The sequence below is a fragment of the Streptomyces sporangiiformans genome (assembly GCF_005768555.2).
Classification (GTDB): Bacteria; Actinomycetota; Actinomycetes; order Streptomycetales; family Streptomycetaceae; genus Streptomyces; species Streptomyces sporangiiformans.
In genome coordinates this window covers 26881-49325 of sequence record NZ_VCHX02000351.1, presented here as the reverse complement: position 1 = coordinate 49325, position 22445 = coordinate 26881, and the positions used below count along the sequence as shown (strand labels likewise).

Sequence of the window (22445 nt, the reverse complement as noted above, 5' to 3'; positions counted from 1 at the left end):
ATGCAAGCAAAGGACCGCACCGATGCGGTGGACGCGTACTCCCGCATGTTCAGGCTCGACGGCCGCAGGGCTGTCGTGGTGGGCGCCGGCAGCGGAATCGGCCGCGAGAGCGCCCTGGCCCTCTCCGCGCACGGCGCCACGGTGGTGTGCGCCGACCTTGACCTGACGGCGGCCACGGCGTCGGCGTCGATGGGGCCGGGCCTTTCGGCGTACGCCCTCGACGTGCTCGACGCCGAGGCGGTCATGCGCGCAGCCGAGGAGCTCGGACCCGTCGACGTGCTCGTCTTCACCGCCGCGACGAACGTGCGCAAGTCCCTGCTCGACTACACGACGGAGGAATTCGAGCGGGTCGTGGCACTCAATCTGCGCGCATCCTTCGACCTGGTACGGGCGTTCGGCCGTGGCATGGCCGAACGTGGCAGGGGAAGCATCATAGGCTTCAGCTCGATTCGCGCGGTGGCCGTCGAGCCGGGACAGGGGGTGTACGCGGCCACGAAGGCCGGCCTCGTCCAGTTGCTGCGGACCGCGGCGGCCGAGCTCGGCCCGTCGGGCGTGCGGGTGAACACCATCGCCCCGGGCATCGTGGACACACCGCTGACCGCGCAGATCAGGGCTGTGCCGGATTGGTCGGAGGCCTATGCGACCAAGAGCGCCCTGGGCCGCTGGTCCCGAGCCGACGAGCTGGCCGGCGCCGTCGTCTACCTCGCATCGGACGCCTCATCCTTCGTGACGGGCAGCCAGCTCTTCGTGGACGGAGGCTGGACAGCGATCGACGGACGCTATACGCCGCCCAACTGACGGGACGTCGGGCATCCGGAAGGAAGCGGTTGGTGGCCGCTCACCTCATCCAGCCGCTCGTTGCTGGAGGAGGTGAGCGGGAGCAAGTCAGTCGATTCGCTCGAAGGGTTCCTCGCCTTCTTCGTCCGGCGCGACCGTGAAGACGACCTTCTCGAACTTTCCGGTGAACGCGAATTCGCCGTCATAGCTGGGTGAGGAGGGCGACAGGGTGTCCCGGCCGATGTCGAGGCCCTGCCATCCCAGGAAGTGCGGGAGGACCCGCGGAATGTCCCCGTTGCCGACCGGCTTTCCTGACACGTACAGGTTTCCGACGCCCCGCATGTCACCGGTCTTGACGAATTCGAGGGCCAACTCCGCCGGGCCGACCGGGAGTTCTTCTGCCGAGGTCACCGTGTACCGGGTGCCGAGGAAGTTGTACTCGTAGACCAGCCGGTTGTCCTTGACGTACAGGACGTATCCGCTGCTGATGTTGCCCACGGACACCAGCACACCCTCGTCCGACGCGGCGGCCCGGTCGACGAACGCGGTGATGCGGTGGCCGCGGTTCATCACCGGTGGCACCGCGGCGCCGGGCAGATGGGCCATGCCGGGGTAGTAGGTGAAGGTGGTGCGCCTGCGCGGAGAGCCGGGACGCGGAATCTTCGCCCGGTAGGCGAATCCCTGGTCGTCCAGCGGCAGCACATCGTATTTGCCTGCCTCCACCCAGAAGCGAGCGACCATCTTCTGCAGTTGCTCGGGCTGCGCCTGCGCCAGGTCGTTGCATTCCGAGAAGTCGGTGTCGTGATGGTAGAGCTCCCATTGGTCCGCGTCGAAGGACGTTCCGCGTTGGTGGTAGGTGACGGCCTTCCAGCCGTCGTGCCAGATCGCGCGGTGGCCGAACATCTCGAAGTACTGGGCTTCCTTGCGCGTCGGCGCGGTCGGCGAAGCGAAGGTGTAGCCCATGCTGACACCGTGGATCGGCAGTTGCGGGATGCCGTTGTAGACCGAGGGAGCCTGCAGGGAAAGCAGTTCGAAAAGGGTCGGGACGATGTCGGTGACATGGTGGAACTGCTGCCTGACCTCGCCGGTGCGCGGCAGCCCCCGGGGCCAGTTCACGATGAGCGGGCAGCGGACGCCGCCTTCGTGGGTGTTCTGCTTGTAGCGCTTGAACGGTGTGTTGCCCGCCTGAGCCCAGCCCCAGGGGTAGTTGGCATGAGCGCGTGTGGTGCCGATCTCATCGATCCGCGCGACCATCTCCTCGAAGTCCTCTGGGACGCCGTTCTGGAATGCGGTGGGGTTGAGCGAACCCTTCTGCCCGCCTTCCTGGCTGGCCCCGTTGTCCGAGAGCAGGATGGTGATGGTGTTCTCCATCTGGCCTATCCGCTCCAGGAATTCCATGAGCCGGCCGATGTGGTGGTCGGTGTGGTCGACCATCGCCGCGTAGGCCTCCTGGAGGCGTACGGACAGCTTCTTCTCGTCGTCCGACAGCTCGTCGAAGGGAACGACCCCGGGGTTGCGCGGCGCCAGTTCGGTGTCGGGCGGCAGGATGCCCCGTTCGATCTGGCGGGCGTGCCGGGCGGCGCGCTCGGCGTCCCAGCCATGGTCGAACCGGCCACGGTACTTCTCCAGGTATTCCTGGGGAGCCTGGTGCGGGGCGTGCGCCGCACCGAACGCCAGATACAGGAAGAAGGGCTTTTCCGGGGTGACCGACGTCTGGTCCCTGACGAATTCGGTCGCCCGGTCGACCAGGTCCTCACTGAGGTGATAGCCCTCTTCCGGGCTCTTCGGCGGATCCACGGCATGGTTGTCGTAGAACAGTTCCGGATAGAAGCTGTCCGTCTCGGCTTCCAGGAATCCGTAGTAGCGCTCGAACCCGCGGCCCAGCGGCCACTGGGTGTACGGCCCGGACGCGGTGGTCTGCTCCATCGGCGCCAGGTGCCACTTGCCCACGGCCATGGTGTTGAAGCCGCTGTCACGCAGCACCTCAGGCAGTGTCGCGGCGGCCTTGGTGATCCGTCCGCGACCGCTCGGGAAGCCGGTGTCGAAGTTGGACAGCATGCGCATGCCGACGGAGTGGTGGTTCCGGCCGGTCAGCAGGCAGGCACGGGTCGGCGAACACAGCGTGGTGGTATGGAAGTTCGCGTAGCGAAGGCCGTCGGCGGCGAGGGCGTCCATGGCCGGGGTGTCGATGTCCGAGCCGAAGCAGCCGAGGTCGGAGAAGCCGACGTCGTCGAGCACGATGACCACGACATTGGGCGTGTCCTCGGGAAGCGCCTGCTGATCGGGCCACCACGGAGTCGATTCCTCGTAGGTCGTGCCGATCTTGCCTTGGAAGGTACCGCTCGCGGACGGCGTATGCGGAGAGGCGTTGGTCATCCAGGACGCTCCTTTTGCATGGACATTCGAACGTGCGCTGCGCCGACAGGCAGCGGGGTCCGCATTCATCACGTCTGCTGGGCGGCGCGGCGGTCGGGCGGGCGGAACCCGAATAGTTGACGCGGTCGGCAGACCCCTGGAGGTTCCGAGGAGGGCTCCCAGTTAACTGGTCTTACCAGTAGCCCGAGTTTGAGTTTGACCGGCCGTCACTCGCGTGTCAACCACGGCTGCCCATGCCCGTACGTCCGTCGTCAGGCGGCGGTTTCCCTGCCGACCGGCCCTCGACGCCGCGACGCTCACCGCGGGGCCGTCCCCCGCGATCCGCCACAGCCACGCCCCCTGAGGCGAGGGCGGAGGCGGTCGCCCGAGCGGTCCGTCAGCGGGTCCCGGGCAGGTCCGCCGCGCAGCGGAACCCCATGTGCCCGGTGCTGCTGTCGGGTGTGTTGGACGTGCGCGCGGCGACGCGGTAGCGGTTGCAGTACGACGCATGGCACAGGTAGGAGCCGCCGCGGATCACCTTCGCCTCCCCCGTGGGAGGTCCGGCCGGGTCCTCGCGGGTCTCCGGGCGGTCGGCCGCGTGCCATGTGGTGCTCCACCAGTCGGAGCACCATTCCCACACATTGCCCGATGTGTTGTACAGGCCGAAGTTGTTGGGCCGGTAGGTCTTGACCGGCGCGGTTCCCAGAAACCCGTCCTCACCCGTGTTGTCCTGCGGGAACTTCCCCTGCCAGATGTTGCAGCGGTGCTGCCCCCGGGGCAGGAGCTCGTCCCCCCAGGGGAAGCGGGAGCGTTCCAGACCGCCACGCGCCGCCATCTCCCACTCCGCCTCCGTGGGCAATCGCTTGCCCGCCCATGCCGCGTAGGCGGACGCGTCGCGCCAGGACACGTGGACGACAGGGTGGTTCGACAGATCGGTCCATGACGACCCCGGTCCGTACGGGGCCCGCCAGCACGCCCCGTCAACCGCGAGCCACCAGGGCGCCTGCGCCACGGTGCCCTCGCGCACCAGATGCCGGGCGTCAGGATGGACGAGTGCGTAGAACACGAAGGACCAGCCGTAGCGCTCGGCATCGGTCCGGTAACCGCTGCTGCGCACGAACGTCGCAAACTGCCTGTTGGTGACGGTGGTCGCGTCGATGAGGAACGGCGACAGCCGCACCGCCCGGACCGGGCCTTCGCCGTCATCGGGAAACGCGTCGGCGTCGTCGCCTCCCATCAAGAACGTTCCTCCGGGGATGCGCAGCATGGCGCGCAGCCCCTGCGCGGGGTCCCGCCCCGAGCCTTGGAGCCGCACGGCAGATGGCTCGGGGATCTCCTGGTCGCCCCCTGACGTGGGGGCGCAACATGCGCCTGACATCGCTCCTCCGACCTCGGCGGCTGTTCCTCACCCGACTGACCGCACATTCGTCCGTGGCGTGGGTTCGAGGGTACGGCCCGCCATGCCTGCCCCGACCGGCTGCCGGGGCGCGCGCCCGCCTTGTCTCCACGAGGCGCTGGGGGACGTGGTCGACGCCGAGAGGCCATGAAAAGCCTCGCGGACCTGCCGTGCCACGCGAATCTCGTTGTTCGGGACGACCTGCGCTCCGGCTCCGCTCAGGCACGGGTCTGCGGCGGCGATGACGGCCGCGTACAGGTTGGCGGGGCCGTCAGGGCAGGGCATGGTGGAGGTGCGCATGGCGTCGGCGACGGTCATCGGCTGGTCGTGGCCGTGGTACAGGTCGAGGAAGAAGGCGGTCTCCTCGATGGTGCCGGTGCCCTGCGTGATGCGTCGCCTCACGCACCGCCTTCCGCTCGTCGAGGCGAACCGCAACGAACTCGCTTCTGGGAAGCACCTGAATCTTGTTGTGAGGTAGTCAGCCCTGGTGGAGCCGGAGCCACTGGTCGAGGGTGGTGAAGTCGGTTCCGTTCCTCTGGCAGGCCGGTGAGTCGGGCCAGCCCCACCCCAGGTCCGGTAGACAGCCGGATGGCCGCCGCTTTCAGTGCCGTTGAGACTTCACAGCATGCGTCTGAGGTCCGAGTTCGCGACAGGTGCCGTGGTGTTGGCTGCGGCGGCAAGCCTGGCCGCGGTTCCGGCCGGGGCGACGCCATCGGGGCAGGAACAGGGGTACGGCAAGAGCTCGCTGCAACGCGACGCCGAGGCGATCGCGGCGTTCGGGGTCTCGGGTGTCCAGGCGTGGAAGACCGGCCTTGGAGGCAGGAACGTGGTCGCGTCCAGCGGTGTGTCCGACATCGAGACCAACCGCCCGGTCCCGCCCTCGGCCTACTTCCGGATCGGCAGCAACAACAAGATGTTCGTCGCCACGGTCGTCCTGCAACTGGTCGGGGAGGGCAAACTCAGGCTGGACGACACCGTGGAACGCTGGCTCCCCGGCGTGGTGCAGGGTAACGGCAACCGCGGCGGCAAGATCACCATCCGGCATCTCCGACGAGAGCTACCCGGGGTTTGACTCCCTTGAGGAGTACTACTCGCACCGCTACGACATCCACACCCCCGAGGAGATCGTGGCCCTGGCCATGCAGCACAAGCCGGTGTTCGAGCCGGGCCAGGGACGGAGCTACTCCAACACCGGTTACGCAGTCCTGGGGTTGGTCATCCAGAAGGTCACCGGCCGACCGTGGTGCGAGGAGGTCAACGACCGGATCATGCGCCCGCTCCACCTCAACCACACCGTTTGGCCCGGCACTTCTCCCTCCTTGCCCCACCCGCACCTGCGTGGCTACCAGCCCTTCGAGTCCGACGGCCCCCTGGTGGACGTCACCGAACTGATCGACGCGGACGCGTCGGGCGGTCTCATCTCCACCACCGCCGACCTCGACCGCTTCTTCCGCGCCCTGCTCGGTGGCAAGCTGTTGCGCCCGGAGCTGCTGAAGCAGATGCAGCGCACGGTCCCGGTGAACGAGGAGACCAACGAGATCTTGCCGGGCGCCCGCTACGGACTCGGCCTCTTCTCCCGCCCGCTGTCCTGCGGCGGCATCTATTGGACCCACGGCGGAGACCAACTCGGCTACCGGACACGAAACGGCGTCACGGATGACGGCCGGCACAGCGTGGTGGTCGCCATGTCCACCCAGTTCAACCAGATGGACAGCATGCTCGGTCAGGAGAAACTCGCGCACACGCTGGTGGAAAACGCCCTGTGCCAAGAGCGCGCGTCTGGCTGAGTAGTTGCTGTCTTCCCGATCTTGAGAGACGCGCGTCGAACGGGAATCCCCTTTGGGTGGTCGCGGGGCGCTTGGCGCATACGGGTGGAGCCTCCTGAACCCCTCGTTGGTGTCGCTGATCACGAACAGGGTCTCCCGCACCGGAAACTTCGACGCAGTGGCCTTCAGCCCCGACGGCCGGACGCTCGCCGCCGGCAACACCTACGGCACGGCCTGGCGATGGGACATCGACAACCCCGTCGCCCAGCCCGGCTGCCCGCCCTCACCGCGCCACCCCGGCCACCGTCTACACCACCCTGCCAAGGCCCTCCCCACGCACAGCCGCGATGCCGACACCCACACCCGCGTCCGCCACGACCGCATCAACCAGTCCGGCTTGGTCACCCTCGGATCATCGACCCCACGGGACTACCAGCCCCAGTACCCCAAGAAGCAGGAAACCCGCCACGGCAGCCGGGCACTTCAGCTAGTCGACAAAGGTTTCTCCGTGGAGTCCCCGGTGCACCCTCGCCGCCTGGATGACTGCGTCCGATGGGCCGTGTGCCGCCCCGCGTCCACCGCCGCGTACAGGTCGCTCCACGCAGCGGCCAGCCGTTTCATGCTCTCCGTTTCCAGCTTTCCGGCGATCTCGTCGCCGTTGATGCCCAGGCGCTCCAGTCGGCTCCACACCTCACGGGCCGCGCAGTGGCGACCCATGAGCGTGTCGCCATACAGGGCGAGGCGACGGGCGGCGGCCTCCAGGGTGGGGAGGGTCATCGTGTTGATCGTGCCCCAGGTGACGAGCCGTTCCACGTATCGGGTGGGGGACGACGACGGGTCCGTCACAGTGGTGGCCGTCCACATCAGCCGTTGCGGATGGCCCCCCGCGGCGGCCAGGGCGCGCCAGTGGGCGCCGCCGAACCAGTCGTCGTACATCTGGTAGATGTGGCGGGCACGTGCCACGGCGGCCTCGCCGCGCAGGGCGAGGGCGTCCGGGGTGCCCAGCTCCTCCAGCCGCGCGTCGACGTCGGCGTCCAGCAGGCCCACGGGCAGTGAGACCACCGAGGAGAGCGCGGAGAGCCGTCGGCCTTCGGCCAGGGCGCGCTGGAGGCCTTCCACATAGGCGTCGAGGGCCTGGCGGTAGCGTGACACGGAGAAGACCGCGGTGACGTGGACCGGGATGCCCTCACCGATGCACTCCCTGATCGCGGCGATCCCCTCGGTAGTGGCCGGCAGCTTGACCATCGCGTTCGGCCGGTTCACCGCGCGCAGCGCCCGTTCCGCCTCGGCGACGGCTGACTCGGCGTCGCACGCGAGGCGCGGGTCCAAATCCATCGACACCATGCCGTCCAGTCCACGCGTGGCCCGGTACACCGACCGGAGTTCGTCGCAGGCCCAGCGGACGTCGTGCGCGGACACCGCTCGCACCGCGTCGGCGGCGCAGATGTCGTCGGAGGCCAGGCCGGCGAGCTGTTCACGGTAGTCGTCGTCGGTCTCGACCGCCGCGGCCAGGGCGGCCGGGTCCGACGTGGCGCCCCGGACTCCCGTGTGCGCGACGAGACGGGTGAGGCATCCGGAGGCCAAGTGGCCGCGGCTGAGTCCGTCCAGCCATGGCGAGACACCCTCCGCGACCAGCTCGTCCAGCTCCCGCACGCCCTGTGACCTCAGCCGGTCCGACATGACGGATCGTTACTCCTTAGTGCATCAGCCGCGAGTTCAAGCGTCAGCATCAAGGTTATTCGCATGTACCCGAGATGAACTACGGGCGGTGTGCCACATTGGCGCAAAATGGTTCACACATCGACTTGATGAAGTACCGGCTATTTGACGAAGTGCGTCGATCGCCATTGGGTAATCCTTCACTCTCGACTCAGGATCGGGGGCGAACAGCTGGCCGGAGGTCCGACACGGCCACACCGCCTACCGAGGGTGCACCACGTGCATGACCCACACCGCCGTCTTCGACGGCCCCTCCACCGGAACTGTCCGCAACCCATCCGCCGAGAGACGTCCGGGGGCGCGCCACCTGGGCGAACGACCAGTTTTTCAAACCCCGCCCGGTCAGGGGGTCACCCAAAACGCCGCTCGAACGGCACCTCGACTCCCCGGCGTAATAGCGCCACGAACGGGCCCTTGACAGTCGTCTCGGTTTCTCTGCCAGCGGCCGGCGCTGGATGAACGGGAAAGCGTCTTACCGGAGCCAGTAACGCATCTTGGACGGGCGCCATTGCGCGCTGCCGCCGACGCCGAAACAGTCCACCTCAAAGCGAGCAATTGTCGCCCGCGGCGTTCCCGCGACGTATCCGGCGACCGGGCCTATTACGTGTGCCGAACAATCCGGCAGTCGTCCCGCTCCGGGCGCGCGGATCGGCACCACCCGCACGGAGCCGCGGCGGCGCCTCTCGCGCGACTTTCCCGGTGGCCGACGGCCCCCAGGTTCACGGCAGTATGCCTGACCCCGCCGGCCCACGTCCGAGACCCGCACGGCTGCGCACGTCACGGGGTTCCCGTGCCCCGGCGATGGCGCACCGCAAAGTCATGCCATTCGCCAAAGGAGACACCAGTGGATAACGCTCTGCTCGACACCCAGGACAAACCGGCCAGGCAGCAGCCCGACTGGGCTGATGCATCACGGGTGCGGCAGGTCAGGGACACGTTGTCCCGCTGTCCGGCGCTCGTCGACGCATGGGACGTCGACACCCTGCGTTCGTTGTTGGCCCGGGTCGCCTCGGGAGAGGCCCTGATCCTCCAGTCCGGCGACTGCGCCGAGGACCCCGCCGAGTGCACGCCCGGTTACGTCGCCCGCAAGACCGCCGTGATGGACCTGCTGGTCGGCGCGCTGAAGATGATCACGCACAAGCCGGTTGTCCGAGTGGGCCGTATCGCGGGTCAGTTCGGCAAGCCCCGCTCCAGCCCCACCGAACTGGTGGGAGGTGTGGAACTGCCGTCCTACCGGGGCCACATGGTCAACGGCCCGGAGCCCGACCCCGAGAGCCGACGGCCGGAGCCCCAGCGCATCCTGGCCTGCTACCAGGCGGCCCGCGAGATCATGACCCACCTCGGCTGGCGGGACGCCGTACGGCGGCAGTGGATGGAGCCGCCCGTGTGGACCAGCCACGAGGCCCTGATCCTGGACTACGAACTGCCCATGGTCCGGCGGGACGAGCGGGGGCGGCTCGTCCTCACCTCCACGCACTGGCCCTGGATCGGCGAGCGCACCCGCCAGCTCGACGGCGCCCACGTCGCCCTGCTGTCCCGGGTCGCCAACCCGGTCGCGTGCAAGATCGGGCCGAAGGTGACGGCCGACGAACTTCTCGGGCTGTGCGAACGGCTCGATCCGCAGCGGGAGAAGGGCCGCCTGACCCTCATCGCCCGCATGGGAGCCGCCACCGTCGGCGACCGGCTGCCGAAGCTCGTCGCCGCGGCACGCGAGGCCGGGCACCCGGTGATCTGGCTGACCGACGCCATGCACGGCAACACCGTCACCCTGCCCAACGGCCTCAAGACGCGCTACCTGGAGACGATCGAGCGGGAGATCCAGGAGTTCCAGGAGGCCGTCCGCTCCGAGGGCGGCATCGTCGGCGGGCTGCACCTGGAGACCACCCCGGACGACGTCACCGAGTGCGTCCCCAACGACACCTGCGTCGACCACGTCGCGGACAAGTACACGTCCTACTGCGATCCGCGCCTCAACCCGAGCCAGGCCGTCGCCGTGGCCTCGGCCTGGCTCGGATGACACCTCGACCCACCCACCCCGATCAGCACACGCACGGCCGGCAGGCAGACACGCAGATGAGGAGGTCCTGAAGATGGACGGGAAGGTCGCACTCGTCACCGGAGCGGCGAGCGGCATCGGCGAGGCGGTGGCCCGCGCCCTCGGCGAACGCGGCGCGGTGGTGGCCGCCGTGGACCGGGACGCCGACCGGTTGCGGCGAGTGGTGGACAAGCTGCGCGCGGACGGCCTGGAGGCGCAGGCCCTCCCCGCCGACGTCACCAGCGGCGCGGACGTCGAAGCAGTGGTCGAGGAGGCCGAGAAGCGCCTCGGCCCGCTGGAGTACCTGGTCAACGGCGCCGGTGTGCTGCGGCTGGGCCACGTGCGCAACCTCACCGACGAGGACTGGACGACGACGTTCGCCGTCAACGCAACCGGTGTCTTCCTGATGTCGCGTGCTGTCGTCAACCGCATGCTGCCGCGCCGGCGCGGCGCGATCGTCACCGTCGCGTCCAACGCCGCCGCCGCCCCTCGGGTGCAGATGGCCGCCTACGCTGCGTCCAAGGCGGCGGCGACGATGTTCACCAAGAGCCTGGGCCTGGAGGTCGCCCGGGACGGCATCCGCTGCAACGTCGTGGCACCGGGCTCCACCAGCACCCCGATGCTCACGTCCATGTGGCACGACGAGTCCGGCCCGAAGCACACGGTCGAAGGACGGCTGGACGCCTTCCGGGTGGGCATCCCGCTGGGCAAGCTGGCCCGCCCCTCGGACGTCGCAGGCGCCGTCGTCTTCCTGCTGTCCGACGAGGCCTCCCACATCACCCTGCACGAACTCACCGTCGACGGCGGGGCCGCCCTCGGCGCCTAGGCCCATAAGCCCCCACAGACGTCAGCCGACCAGGAGAAGAAGTCCATGGCAGGCATACCCGAGATCTCCCCCTACCCGATGCCGACGGCGGGCGATCTGCCCGGCAACGTCGCCCATTGGTCGATCGACCCGGGCCGCGCGGTCCTGCTGCTCCACGACATGCAGCGCTACTTCCTGCGGCCTCTCGCCGAGGACTTGCGCGAGCAACTCGTACGCAACACCCGGCTGGTCCGCGAACACTGCGCCAGGCTCGGCATGCCGGTGGCGTACACGGCGCAGCCCGGCGGCATGACCGACGAGCAGCGGGGCCTGCTGAAGGACTTCTGGGGCCCGGGCATGCGCACCGCCCCCGCCGACCGGCAGGTGGTCGACGAACTGGCCCCGGCCCCCGGCGACTGGCAGCTCACCAAGTGGCGCTACAGCGCCTTCTTCCGCTCCGACCTGCTGGAGCGGATGCGCGCCGCCGGCCGCGACCAGCTCGTGCTGGGCGGGGTGTACGCCCACGTGGGCGTACTGATGACCGCCGTCGAGGCGTTCACCCACGACATCCAGCCGTTCCTGGTGGCCGACGCGGTGGCCGACTTCTCCCGGTATCACCACCGGCTGGCCCTGGAGTACGCGGCGCAGCGCTGCGCCGTCCTCGTCACCACCAAGGAGGTCCTGGCATGACCGGCACCCCGAGCGACGACCTGCTCGGCCGAATCCTGGGCGAACGGCCCCCGGCCGCGTACGCCCTGCTGCACCGCCCCGAGACGACGGGCCCGGGAGTCCTGGACGTCGTCGTCGGCGAGGCGACCGAGCTGCGCACCCTCGCCGAACTGCCCCTGCCCGACGCCCCGGACACGGGTGACGGCCCCCGCCACGAGGTCCTGGCGCTCGTGCCCTACCGGCAGATCGCCGAGCGCGGTTTCGCCTCCCCCGACGACGGCACGCCGCTGCTCGCGATGACCGTCACCGGTCAGGCCACCGTGCCCGTCGCCGAGGTGCTGGCCCGGATCCCCGACCTGCCCGTCAAGCTGTCCGGCGGCCGCTTCGACGTCCTGGACGAGGAGTACGCCGACACCGTCCGCCGGGTCGTCACGGACGAGATCGGCACCGGGGAGGGCTCCAACTTCGTCATCAAGCGCAACTACACCGCCGACATCACCGGCTACACGCCACACCACGCCCTGGCCGTCTTCCGGCGCCTGCTGCAACGCGAAAGCGGCGCCCACTGGACGTTCCTGGTGCACACCGGCTCCCGCACCCTCGTCGGCGCCACCCCCGAGCGGCACGTCAGCCTGCGCGAGGGCACGGCGGTGATGAACCCCATCAGCGGCACCTACCGTTATCCGTCCACTGGCCCGACCCTGCCGCAGGTGCTGGACTTCCTCGCCGACCGCAAGGAGGCCGACGAGCTGTACATGGTCGTCGATGAGGAACTGAAGATGATGGCCCGGATCTGCGAGTCGGGCGGCCGGGTGGTCGGGCCGTACCTCAAGGAGATGGCCCGCCTCGCGCACACCGAGTACTTCATCGAGGGACGCAGCACGCGGGACCCCCGCGACATCCTGCGCGAGACGCTCTTCGCCCCGACCGTCACCGGCAGCCCGCTGGAGAACGCCTGCCGTGTCATCAGCCGTTACGAACCCGAGGGCCGCGGCTACTACAGCGGCGCCGTCGCGCTGATCGGCCGTGACGAGCGCGGTGACCGGGCCCTGGATTCCTCCATCCTGATCCGCACCGCCGACATCGACGACGCCGGTCGGCTGCGGATCGGAGTGGGCGCCACGCTCGTGCGGCACTCCGACCCGGCGGGCGAGGTCGCCGAGACCAAGGCGAAGGCGGCGGGGCTGCTCGCGGCCATCGAGTCCGACGGGCCCTCCCGCTTCGCGGACCACTCGCGGGTCCGCGCCGCCCTGGAAGAGCGCAACGCCACCCTCGCCGGCTTCTGGCTGGCCGGGAACGGCCAGGGATCGCAGCCCGATCCGGCGCTGATCGGCCGCCGGGTGCTGGTCGTGGACGCCGAGGACACGTTCACGTCGATGCTCGATCACCAACTTCGGTCGATGGGGCTGCGGGTGACGGTCCGTCGGTTCGACGAGCCGTACTCGCTGGACGGTCACGACCTCGTCGTGCTGGGGCCCGGTCCGGGCGACCCCAGCGACACCGGCCATCCCAAGATCGCCCACCTGCGGACCGCCGTGCACACCCTGCTCGACGAGCGGCGCCCCTTCCTCGCCGTCTGTCTGAGCCACCAGACGCTCTGCACGCTGCTCGGCTTCCCGCTGGTCCGCCGGGTGGTCCCCAACCAGGGTGTACAGAAGGAGATCGACCTGTTCGGCGCCCGGGAGCGGGTCGGCTTCTACAACACGTTCGCCGCCCGCAGCCAGGAGGAGAAGGTCTACTGCGAGGGGGTGGGCGGCGTCGTCGAGGTCAGCCGCGACCCCGACACCGGCGAGGTGCACGCGCTGCGCGGCCCGCACTTCGCGTCGATGCAGTTCCACGCCGAGTCGGTGCTCACCCAGGACGGCGTCCGCATCGTCGGCGACCTGATCAAGGAGGTTCTCGCCGGCGCGATGGGAAAGGAGCACGGCACCGTTGAGCATGTTGCGCTGGCTGACCGCGGGTGAGTCCCACGGTCCCGCACTCGTCGCGACGCTGGAGGGTCTTCCCGCCGGCGTGCCGATCGCCACGGACATGGTGGCGGACCATCTCGCGAGGCGGCGGCTGGGCTATGGGCGTGGTGCCCGGATGAAGTTCGAGCGGGACGAGGTCACCTTCCTCGGTGGCGTCCGGCACGGCCTCACGCTCGGCTCCCCGGTCGCGATCATGGTGGGCAACACCGAGTGGCCGAAGTGGGAGCAGATCATGGCGGCCGACCCGGTCGACGCCGAGATCCTCGACGGGCTCGCCCGCAACGCGCCATTGACCCGCCCCCGCCCCGGCCACGCCGACCTCGCGGGAATGCAGAAGTACGGCTTCGACGAGGCCCGCCCCGTACTGGAGCGGGCCTCCGCCCGGGAGACCGCGGCGCGGGTGGCCCTGGGGGCGGTGGCACGGTCGTACCTGAAGGAGGCGACCGGCATCCAGATCGTGTCGCACGTCGTGGAGCTGGCGGGGGCGAAGGCGCCGTACGGGGTGTATCCGACGCCGACCGAGGTGGAGAAGCTGGACGCCGATCCCGCGCGGTGCCTGGACGCGGACGCGTCGAAGGCGATGGTCGCGGAGATCGACCAGGCCCACAAGGACGGTGACACCCTCGGTGGCGTCGTCGAGGTGCTGGCGTACGGCGTGCCGGTCGGTCTCGGCTCGCACGTGCACTGGGACCGGCGGCTGGACTCCCGCCTCGCCGCCGCGCTCATGGGCATCCAGGCGGTCAAGGGCGTCGAGGTCGGCGACGGCTTCGGCCTGGCGCGGGTGCCGGGCTCCCAGGCCCACGACGAGATCGTGTCCTCGCCGGAGGGCATCAGGCGTGCCTCCGGTCGGTCGGGCGGTACGGAGGGCGGATTGACGACGGGCGAGTTGCTGCGGGTGCGGGCCGCGATGAAGCCCATCGCAACCGTGCCGCGAGCGCTGCGGACCGTGGACGTGACCACGGGCGAGCCCGCCCAGGCGCATCATCAGCGGTCCGACGTGTGCGCGGTTCCGGCGGCCGGCATCGTCGCCGAGGCGATGGTCGCGCTGGTGCTGGCGGACGCGGTGGCGGAGAAGTTCGGCGGCGACTCGGTGACCGAGACCCGCCGCAACGTCCAGTCGTACCTCGATCACCTGGCCATCCGATGAGCACACCGTTGATCGTCCTGGTCGGCCCGATGGGCGTGGGCAAGTCCACCGTCGGCCGACTGCTGGCGGAGCGGCTCGGCGTCGGCTACCGGGACACCGACGACGACATCGTCGCCGAGCAGGGCCGCAGCATCGCGGACATCTTCGTCGACGAGGGCGAACCCGCCTTCCGGGCCATCGAGCAGCGGGCGGTGGCCCGCGCGCTCGCCGAGCACGACGGCGTTCTCGCGCTGGGCGGTGGGGCGGTCCTCGCTCCGCGGACGCGGGCGTTGCTGTCCGGGCTGCCGGTGGTCTTCCTCGACGTAGACGTCGCCGAGGCGATCCGGCGGGTCGGGCGGGACACGGGCCGGCCGCTGCTGGCCGGCGATCCGCACCGGGAGTGGCGCACGCTGACGGAGGCGCGTCGTCCGCTCTACACGGAGGTCGCCCGCGCGGTGGTCGACACCAGCGGGCTCACCCCGGAAGGCGTCGTGAGGGCCGTCGTGGTGGCGCTGGCCCTGCACGAGGCGAGGGCCTGAACGGACGGAAAGCGGAACTCCCCGCCTCGCGCGAACACCGTGCGGGGCGGGGAGTTCTCGTGCGGCGGTCCGGCCGTCACTGCCGGGCGGCGAGGAAGTCACGCAACAGGCGGGTCTCCTCGGCGGTGAGCGGGAGCCCGAAGGTGGTCCGCACGACATCCACGGCCTCGTCGGGGGCGAGGACGCGCAGGCGCTGCTCGCCGCTGCGGTACTCGGTCATGAGCTCGTTGTTCTTGAGCCGGTACCGCTCGTCGTCGGTGGCCCGCTGGACGACGAGCTGTCCGACGAAGGGCGAGCCGGGGCGGGTGGAGCTGACGAAGTGTGCGGCCTCGAAGTCGACGGCGTACTGGGGTTCCGTGCGGAAGGCGTAGATGTCGAACCAGCCCTCGGGCCGCCGGTACTGGAGCATCCAGTGGCCGTCCTCGACGGCCAGCCGCCACGACCAGCCGGCGACGGTGCTCTCCGCTCCGGGCTGGAGAGTCAGGGGTTCGATGAGCGCGGCGTAGCCGTAGCCGGGGTCGGCCAGCCACACGGTGTCGTCCGCCCGGACCAGCAGGGCCGTGTGGGAGCGGAACCGGCGCTTGCTGCTGCCCTCGCGGATGCGGACCAGGAGCCGGGTGACCGGAAAGCCGAAGCAGTCCAGCGCGGCCGCGAACAGCAGGTTGGTCTCGTAGCAGTATCCGCCGCGGCCGGCCTGGACGATCTTGCGCTGGACGGAGTCGATGTCGATGGAGACCTTGCGGCCCAGGGCGATGTCGACGTTCTCGAAGCAGACGGAGTCCCGGTGGGCGCGGTGGAGCCCGCGGAGCGCCTCGAGCGAAGTGTCGCGGGGGCCCCGGTAGCCGATGCGGGCGAGGTAGGCGTCGAGGTCGAGCCGTTTGCTGCCCCATTCCGGGGAGTCGTCGACCACGAGCGGCAGACCTGAGGTGTCCATGAGCGTCCTTCTCGCGGGTGTGAGATGAGGGGGAGGATCCAATGCCGGTGCGGCGCGCGGCACCGGACGGGCCCACGCGCCGCACCTGCGGGAGTGTCACCACTCCACGCGGACGTCGTACTCCTTCACCCACGCGTCGAACTCGACCAGGCGCTCCATGACGGCCCTCATGCCCCACAGGCCGCCCAGCCCGGCGTAGGACTCGACGGGCTTGTCCAGCAGCTTGCGGATGCCCTCGGCCGGCACGAGGTCGAGCACGGGGGAACCGACGAGCAGGGCCTCGACCTTGGCGCGCAAGGCCCGCACATACTCCACGTCCTGGGTGGAGGGGTAGGGGCTCTTCTTGCGCTCCAGCACCGACTCGGGCAGGACGTGGCTCGCGGCGGCGCGCAGCAGGCTCTTCTCACGGCCGTCGAAGGTCTTCATGGCCCAGGGGACGTTGAAGACGTACTCCACGAGCCGGTGGTCGGTGAACGGCACCCGGACCTCCAGGCTCGCGGCCATGCTGATGCGGTCCTTGCGGTCCAGCAGGAAGTTCTCCCAGCGGCTGATGTTGAGATACGACAGCCCCCGCATCCGTGCCTCGTGGGCGGACTCGCCCGCCAGTCGCGGCACTTCGGCCAGCGCCTCGGCGTACCGCTTGGCGACGTACTCGTCGAGGCCGAGCCGGTCCCAGAGGCCGATCTCCTTCATGGTGTCCAGGCCGCCGAGCCGGCGCCAGGCGTCGTACCAGGGGAAGGTGTCGCCCTCCACGGCCTCCTTGTCGAAGAACCAGTTGTAGCCGCCGAAGAGTTCGTCCGCGGTCTCGCCGGACAGGGCGACAGTCACCTGCTCCTTGAGCGCCTTGCACAGGTGGTAGAGGGAGTGCTCCATGTCGCCGGTGGAGATGGGCAGGTCCTGGGCGCGCAGCACCCGCATGCGCACGTCCTCGTCGAGGACGTGGTGGTTCTCCAGCTCGACGATGACGTGCTCGGCCCCGGATTGCCGGGCGACGTCGATCGCGTGCGGCGTGTCGGGGTCCATCCAGATGCCGTTGCCGCGGAAGGTCTCCTCGCTGTTCTTGAAGTCCACGGAGAAGGCCGTGATGCGTTCCTGCTTGCCCTGGTCGCGGAAGACCTTGGCGGCGAGCGCGGTGATGGCGCTGGAGTCGAGGCCGCCGGACAGCAGGGTGCCCACCTTGACGTCGGCGATGAGCTGGCGTTCGACGATGTCCTCGAGGAGTTCGCGGATGCGGGTGATGGTGGTGTCGAGGTCGTCGGTGTGCGGGCGGGCCTCCAGCTGCCAGTAGGTGCGGGTGGTGCGGCCACCGCGGTGGAAGCGGACGACGGTGCCGGGCACGACCTCGTGCATGCCCTTGAAGACGGCGTGGCCGGGCGTGTTGATGATGGCGAAGATCTCCGCCAGGCCCTCGGAGTCGACGACCGCCTCGGCGTCGGGGTGGGCCAGGATGGCCTTGGCCTCGGAGCCGAACAGCACGCCGTCGGGCGTCGGGTAGTAGAAGAGGGGCTTGACGCCCATGCGGTCGCGGACCAGCAGCAGTTCCTCGCTGCGCGGGTCCCACACCGCGAGGGCGTACATGCCGTTGAGGCGTTCGGCGAAGTGCTCGCCCCACTCCAGGTAGGCGTGCAGGACCACCTCGGTGTCGCTGGATGTGCGGAAGGTGTGGCCGAGACCGGCTAGTTCCTCCTTCAGCTCACGGTAGTTGTACACCTCGCCGGTGTAGACGATGACGGGGAGGCCGTCGTCCTCGCCGGTGACATGCATGGGCTGGCGGCCGCCCTCCAGGTCGATGATGGAGAGCCGGCGGTGCCCGAGGATCGCGTGCGGCGAGATCCACACGCCGCGGTCGTCGGGTCCCCGGCACGCCAGCGTCTCCGTCATGACCGACGCCGTCCCGCCGTGCGCCGACAGATCGTGGTCGTAGGCGACCCAGCCTGCGAGTCCGCACATCGAATTCCCAGTCCTTTCGTTCCTGTGGTGATGAATGGCCCAGGGATGGAGTGGTGTTCAGGGCCGCGGCGCCCAGCCGGCACGGTCCCAGTACGACAGGTGGAGTTGAGCCGACACCGTGCCGATCTGCGCCACCCGCTCGCCTCCGAGGACCATCACGGTGGGCCGGTCCGGGGTGAACACCGGCCAGGCGGGCACGTGCTCGCTGCTCGGTGTCCTTCCGCGGGCGAAGGAGGCGACCAGGTCGATCAGCGCGTCCGAGATCCTTCGCTCCAGCTGTCCGTCCCCGCAGGCGGGCGCGTTCACCGGCAGCGCGAACGTGCCGAAGAGGAACTTCGCGACGGCCTCGTGCGGGGTGGTGCCGGCGTACGGCTCCTTGAGCGGGTGGGCGAACTCCATGAGGAACTGCGGGGACGCGGTGGCGTCGCACTCACGGGCGTGCCGCTCGGCGAGCCGGACTATCTCGTACCGGAACAGCCCGTCACCCCACACCTGCGTCCACACCGACACCGGGTCGCGCGGCAAGCCCTCCGCCACGGACGCCCGCCGGTAGTGGGCGATGCAGTCGTCCACCTGCTCGTCGGTGACCTTGACGGCGCCCTTTTCGAGGACCTCGCGGACAGCCGCGCGCAGTCCGGCCTCGTCGGCCGGGTGCGGGCCGGGGTAGGGGTATCCGGGCCCGGTGGTGAAGAACGAACCCTCGGTACGGCAGTAGATGGGCATCATGGGGATGCGGGGCGTGGGCAGCGCGTGGTCGTAGCCGCGCATCCACCGCCCGTCGACGACCGGCCCGCGGTATTCGCGCCCGCCCTGCACGAACCGGCCGGTGGGGCTGCCCGCGTACACCTCGTCCCAGGCGTCGCGCAGTTCGGCGGCCGTTACGGCGCGCAGGCCCGGCACGGTCGTGCCGAAGCGGCGCGCGAGGTGCTCGTAGACCTCACGGGACTCCTCGGGGGTGGAGGAACTGGCCGGTTCCCACACGTGCTTGACGCTGATCGGGACGATCCTCCTGATGATGCCGCGCAGTTCGGGCAGGAGGGCGAGCTGCCAGGTGCTGGAGCCGCCCGCGGAGGTGCCGGCGACGGTGATGTGGTCGGGGTCGCCGCCGAACGCGGCGGCGTTGTCGCGGACCCAGCGCACGAGCGCCGCCTGGTCCTGAAGGCCCCAGTTGGCGAAGTAGCCCGTACGCGGGTCGGAGAATTCCTCGTGCAGCCCCCAGCCGAACGCGCCGAGGCGGTAGTTGAAGTTGACGACGACCATCCGGCCGTGAACGGCGGTGCGGGCGCCGTCGTAGTCGGGTTCGCTGCCCGCGCCGAGCATCCAGCCGCCGCCGTGGATGTAGACGAGGACCGGCAGACGGCCTTCCACGTCCGGGGTCCACACGTTGGCGTACAGGCTGTCCTCGCTGCTGTCGGGCAGGTAATCGCCCTGCAGCGAGGGCGCGGCGAAGGCGGTGGCGTCTCGCACGCCCTGCCACGGCTCGGGGGGCCGGGGCGAGGAGAACCGCAGCGGGCCCACCGGCGGCGCCGCGTAGGGCACGCCCCGGAAGACGGTGAGTCCGTCGGCTCGCTCTCCCGCCACTCGTCCCGCCGTCGTCCGGACGACTACTGTGCGACTGGACATCTGGCAAACCTCACTTCCCGCCTGGGCGTTGTCATGGGCGGCGCGGCGCGCACCGGGGAGTGGAGCACAGTGATCGTCGCTCCTGTGCCGAGGGAGTCGCCAACTGCCGGTCACTACTCCGTCAAGTCATGCCGCGGCCGGTTCCCGCGCCCGTGGCGGCGGACCGCCGAGGCCCGCTCCGGACAGCAACCTGTCGGGGGGAGTGGTCAGTTCGCGGCCGACCAGGGCGCGCAGCGTGCGGTAAGCGGAGGCGTCGCCTGCGAGCACGCCGCCGAGCAGGACCCGCCCGTCCGGGCCGAGGACGACCTTCGCGTACGTGCCTGCCGTGTCGTCGCGCAGGACGTACTCCAGGGCACCCTCGGTCTCGGCGTGGGCGTCGCCGAAGCTGGCCACGTCGACGCCGAGGAGTTTGAGCTTGGCGGAGGTGTCGGGCTCGGCGAAGCGGGTGCCGGGGCGGCCGAGCAGCTGGTCGGCGACCAGTTCGGCCATGCGGTAGCCGGGCGCGACGAGCCCGTAGGTGCGGCCCCGGACGGCCGCGCACTCGCCGACGGCCCAGATGCGCGGGTCCTCGGTGCGGCACCGGTCGCCGACGAGGAAGCCGCCGCGTTCGCCCGTCGCGAGCCCGGCCGGCCCGGCGAGTTCGTCGCGGGGGCGCACCCCGGCGGAGAACACCACCAGTTCGGCGTCGAGGGTGCTGCCGTCGGTGAGGGTGACTCCGCAGGCCCGGCCGTCGGCTCGTGCGCGCACGGCCTGGACGGCGGTTTTGCAGTGCACCCGCAGTCCGAGGTCGCCGACGAGCCGGGCGAGCACCCTTGCTCCGCCTTCGTCGAGTTGCAGCGGCATCAGGCGCGGCGCGAGTTCCACGACGTGGGGCCGCACCCCGAGCAGCCGCAGCGCGTCGGCGGCCTCCAGGCCGAGCAGACCGCCGCCGACCACGACGCCGGGGCGTCCCTCGCGTGCCGCCGCGCGGATGGCGTCGAGGTCGTCGAAGGTGCGGTAGACGAAACAGCCGGGCAGGTCGTGTCCGGGTACGGGCGGCACGAACGGCCGTGACCCGGTGGCGAGCACGAGGGCGTCGTAGTGGGTGACGGTGCCGTCGGCGGTCGTGACGGTGCGCGCCCGCCGGTCGATGCCGGTCGCCGGGGCGGCCGTCCGCAGGTCCACCAGGGGGTCGCTGAGGAACTCGTGGTCGGCGAGGGTGATGTCGGCGGCGCTCTTGCCCTCCAGGTAGGACGACAGGGCAACCCGGTTGTAGGCGGGGCGGGGCTCCTCGGCCAGGACGACGACACGCCAGGTGCCGTGCCGGTCGTGGGCGCGCAGGTGTTCCACCAGGCGGTGGCCGACCATGCCGTGTCCGACGACCACCAGGGTGCGCGGTGTGCGGGTCATGGGTCGCTGTTCCCTCCGGTCGCTGATGCCAGGACGAGCCGCACGTCGTCCGCGCAGCCGCCGCAGCCGGTGGTGGCCCGGGTCGCGACGGCGACGCCCGGCAGGTCACGGGCGCCGGCGCGCCACGCGCGGAGCAGGTCTCCCTTGGTGACGTGGTTGCAGTGGCAGAGCACGGCCTCGTCGGGCAGTTCGACGGAGGCGGGCCGTTCGGTGGCCGCGGTGCCCAGCAGGAGCCCGAGCCGGTCGGACGGCACCGGCAGGCCGCGTTCGTACAGCTGGCCGACCGCGGCGGTGGCGCGCGGCAGGCCGATGAGGACCCCGCCGAGGATCCGCTCGCCGGACAGTGCGAGCCTGGCGTAGCGGCCCCGGGCGGGGTCGGACAGCGTGACGTGCCGGGTGGCGCCCGGCGGGTCGGGCGGGCCGAGGCAGGCCAGGTCGATGCCGGGCGCCTTCAGACGTACGACGGGCCGGTCGGCGCGGTGGTGCGCCTCCTCGCCGCTGAGGATCCTGGCGAGGGTCTCCGCCTGTTCCCAGGTGGTGGTGACGAGTCCGGGCGCTTCGCCGTCGAATTCCGCGCAGTCCCCAATCGCGTGGACGCGCGGGTCGTTGGTGCGCAGGTGCCGGTCGACGACCACGCCCGTTCGGACGGCCAGTCCGGCCCGCCGGGCGAGTGCGGTCTCGGGTTCGACGCCGGTGCACAGCACCAGCGCGTCGGCCCGGAGGATCTCCCTGTCGTCGAGGGCCAGTTTGCCGGGCCGGTACTCCGCGGCGGCGCGCCGCAGCCGCAGATGGGCGCCGCGAGAGCGGAGGTGGTCGGCGAGCAGGGCGCCGGCCATGTCGTCGAGCCGGTCGTCCATGGGGTGCGGTCCGGGGTGTACGAGGGTGACGTCGCGGCCGGCTCGCAGCAGCGCGAGCGTGGTCTCCGTGCCGAGGACGCCGGCGCCGAGCACCACCACGGGCCCGTCCGCGAGCCGTTCGCAGTCGGCGAGGGTGCGCAGGGCGGTGGCGCCCTCGGTGAGCCCGCCGTCCGCGGTGAGCAGGCCGGGCAGGTGCGGGATCCGGGGCCGGGCGCCGGTGGCCAGCACCAGGTGGTCGTAGGGGTGGGTCTCCCCGGTGTCGGTGTGGACCAGGCGGCGGGCGCGGTCCACGGCGGTGGCGGTGACGCCCGTCCTGACGCGTACGCCGTCCGGGGGGTCCGGCAGCTTCAGGTCCTCGGCGGTGAGGGTGCCGCCGAGGAGGGACGTCAGGAGCACGCGGTTGTAGGCCGGCCGTGGCTCCGCGCCCAGCGCGGTGACCGGGCCCCGGTGCCCGTGGTGACGCACGCGTTCGACGAGCCGGTGCGCCGCGGGGCCGTGGCCGACGACGAGGACGTGGTTCGAGGCGGGCATGGCG

Annotated in this window: 16 protein-coding genes and 1 pseudogene; 8 read left to right on the top strand and 9 right to left on the bottom strand. The window is 70.5% G+C overall.

Annotated features, from left to right (window positions below; all coding sequences use genetic code 11):
• Positions 1–798, top strand: coding sequence for an SDR family NAD(P)-dependent oxidoreductase (locus tag FGD71_RS46320; RefSeq protein WP_119106651.1), 798 nt, complete (start codon positions 1–3; stop codon positions 796–798).
• 87 nt (positions 799–885) lie between these two features.
• On the opposite strand, the gene FGD71_RS46315 is transcribed toward FGD71_RS46320, so the two are convergent.
• The 3 genes from FGD71_RS46315 to FGD71_RS46305 all read right to left on the bottom strand — a co-directional run bounded on the left by FGD71_RS46315 (position 886) and on the right by FGD71_RS46305 (position 4930).
• Positions 886–3153, bottom strand: a complete 2268-nt coding sequence (locus FGD71_RS46315; RefSeq protein ID WP_119106650.1) for an arylsulfatase — start codon at positions 3151–3153, stop codon at positions 886–888.
• 376 nt (positions 3154–3529) lie between these two features.
• Positions 3530–4510, bottom strand: coding sequence for a formylglycine-generating enzyme family protein (locus FGD71_RS46310; RefSeq protein WP_119106649.1), 981 nt, complete (start codon positions 4508–4510; stop codon positions 3530–3532).
• 27 nt (positions 4511–4537) lie between these two features.
• On the bottom strand, positions 4538–4930 hold the full coding sequence (locus FGD71_RS46305) for an asparaginase domain-containing protein (protein ID WP_162931416.1): 393 nt from the start codon (positions 4928–4930) through the stop codon (positions 4538–4540).
• 223 nt (positions 4931–5153) lie between these two features.
• Here FGD71_RS46305 and FGD71_RS50365 point away from each other — a divergent pair.
• Positions 5154–6315: pseudogene (locus FGD71_RS50365) on the top strand (serine hydrolase domain-containing protein).
• Positions 6316–6777: 462 nt separating this feature from the next.
• Here FGD71_RS50365 and tal read toward each other — a convergent pair.
• Positions 6778–7974 (bottom strand): transaldolase, encoded by a 1197-nt coding sequence (gene tal / locus FGD71_RS46295; protein WP_119106647.1) that lies wholly within the window; start codon positions 7972–7974, stop codon positions 6778–6780.
• Positions 7975–8857: 883 nt separating this feature from the next.
• Between tal and FGD71_RS46290 the strand changes: the two genes are divergently transcribed.
• The 6 genes from FGD71_RS46290 (at position 8858) to FGD71_RS46265 (ending at position 15157) form a co-directional block, all read left to right on the top strand.
• The gene (locus FGD71_RS46290; RefSeq protein WP_119106646.1) at positions 8858–10030 is read left to right on the top strand and encodes a 3-deoxy-7-phosphoheptulonate synthase; all 1173 of its coding nucleotides are present in this window, start codon (positions 8858–8860) and stop codon (positions 10028–10030) included.
• A 73-nt stretch (positions 10031–10103) separates the two neighbouring features.
• Positions 10104–10874 carry a 2,3-dihydro-2,3-dihydroxybenzoate dehydrogenase gene (locus tag FGD71_RS46285; protein ID WP_119106645.1) on the top strand — a complete coding sequence of 257 codons (771 nt, stop codon included), beginning with the start codon at positions 10104–10106 and terminating at the stop codon, positions 10872–10874.
• A gap of 45 nt (positions 10875–10919) precedes the next feature.
• Complete coding sequence (locus FGD71_RS46280) at positions 10920–11543, top strand: isochorismatase family protein (protein ID WP_119106644.1); 624 nt, start codon at positions 10920–10922, stop codon at positions 11541–11543.
• The gene (locus FGD71_RS46275) at positions 11540–13486 is read left to right on the top strand and encodes an anthranilate synthase family protein (RefSeq protein ID WP_119106643.1); all 1947 of its coding nucleotides are present in this window, start codon (positions 11540–11542) and stop codon (positions 13484–13486) included. The genes FGD71_RS46280 and FGD71_RS46275 overlap by 4 nt, the downstream gene beginning before the upstream one ends.
• Positions 13455–14639: a chorismate synthase gene (aroC, locus tag FGD71_RS46270; RefSeq protein ID WP_119106642.1), complete on the top strand. Its 1185-nt coding sequence runs from the start codon at positions 13455–13457 to the stop codon at positions 14637–14639. Before FGD71_RS46275 ends, aroC begins: the two co-directional genes overlap by 32 nt.
• Positions 14636–15157 (top strand): shikimate kinase, encoded by a 522-nt coding sequence (locus tag FGD71_RS46265; RefSeq protein WP_119106641.1) that lies wholly within the window; start codon positions 14636–14638, stop codon positions 15155–15157. The genes aroC and FGD71_RS46265 overlap by 4 nt, the downstream gene beginning before the upstream one ends.
• A gap of 76 nt (positions 15158–15233) precedes the next feature.
• Here FGD71_RS46265 and FGD71_RS46260 read toward each other — a convergent pair whose 3' ends face one another.
• From FGD71_RS46260 to FGD71_RS46240, 5 genes are all read right to left on the bottom strand, one after another.
• Positions 15234–16091, bottom strand: coding sequence for an arylamine N-acetyltransferase family protein (locus FGD71_RS46260; protein ID WP_119106640.1), 858 nt, complete (start codon positions 16089–16091; stop codon positions 15234–15236).
• A 96-nt stretch (positions 16092–16187) separates the two neighbouring features.
• Positions 16188–18041, bottom strand: a complete 1854-nt coding sequence (gene asnB / locus FGD71_RS46255; protein ID WP_119106639.1) for an asparagine synthase (glutamine-hydrolyzing) — start codon at positions 18039–18041, stop codon at positions 16188–16190.
• 57 nt (positions 18042–18098) lie between these two features.
• Positions 18099–19664 (bottom strand): carboxylesterase/lipase family protein, encoded by a 1566-nt coding sequence (locus FGD71_RS46250; RefSeq protein WP_119106638.1) that lies wholly within the window; start codon positions 19662–19664, stop codon positions 18099–18101.
• A gap of 126 nt (positions 19665–19790) precedes the next feature.
• The gene (locus FGD71_RS46245; RefSeq protein ID WP_119106637.1) at positions 19791–21053 is read right to left on the bottom strand and encodes an FAD-dependent oxidoreductase; all 1263 of its coding nucleotides are present in this window, start codon (positions 21051–21053) and stop codon (positions 19791–19793) included.
• A complete protein-coding gene (locus tag FGD71_RS46240; RefSeq protein WP_119106636.1) occupies positions 21050–22441 on the bottom strand; it encodes an FAD-dependent oxidoreductase in 1392 nt (463 codons plus the stop codon). The genes FGD71_RS46245 and FGD71_RS46240 overlap by 4 nt, the downstream gene beginning before the upstream one ends.
• Between the last annotated feature and the right edge of the window lie 4 nt (positions 22442–22445).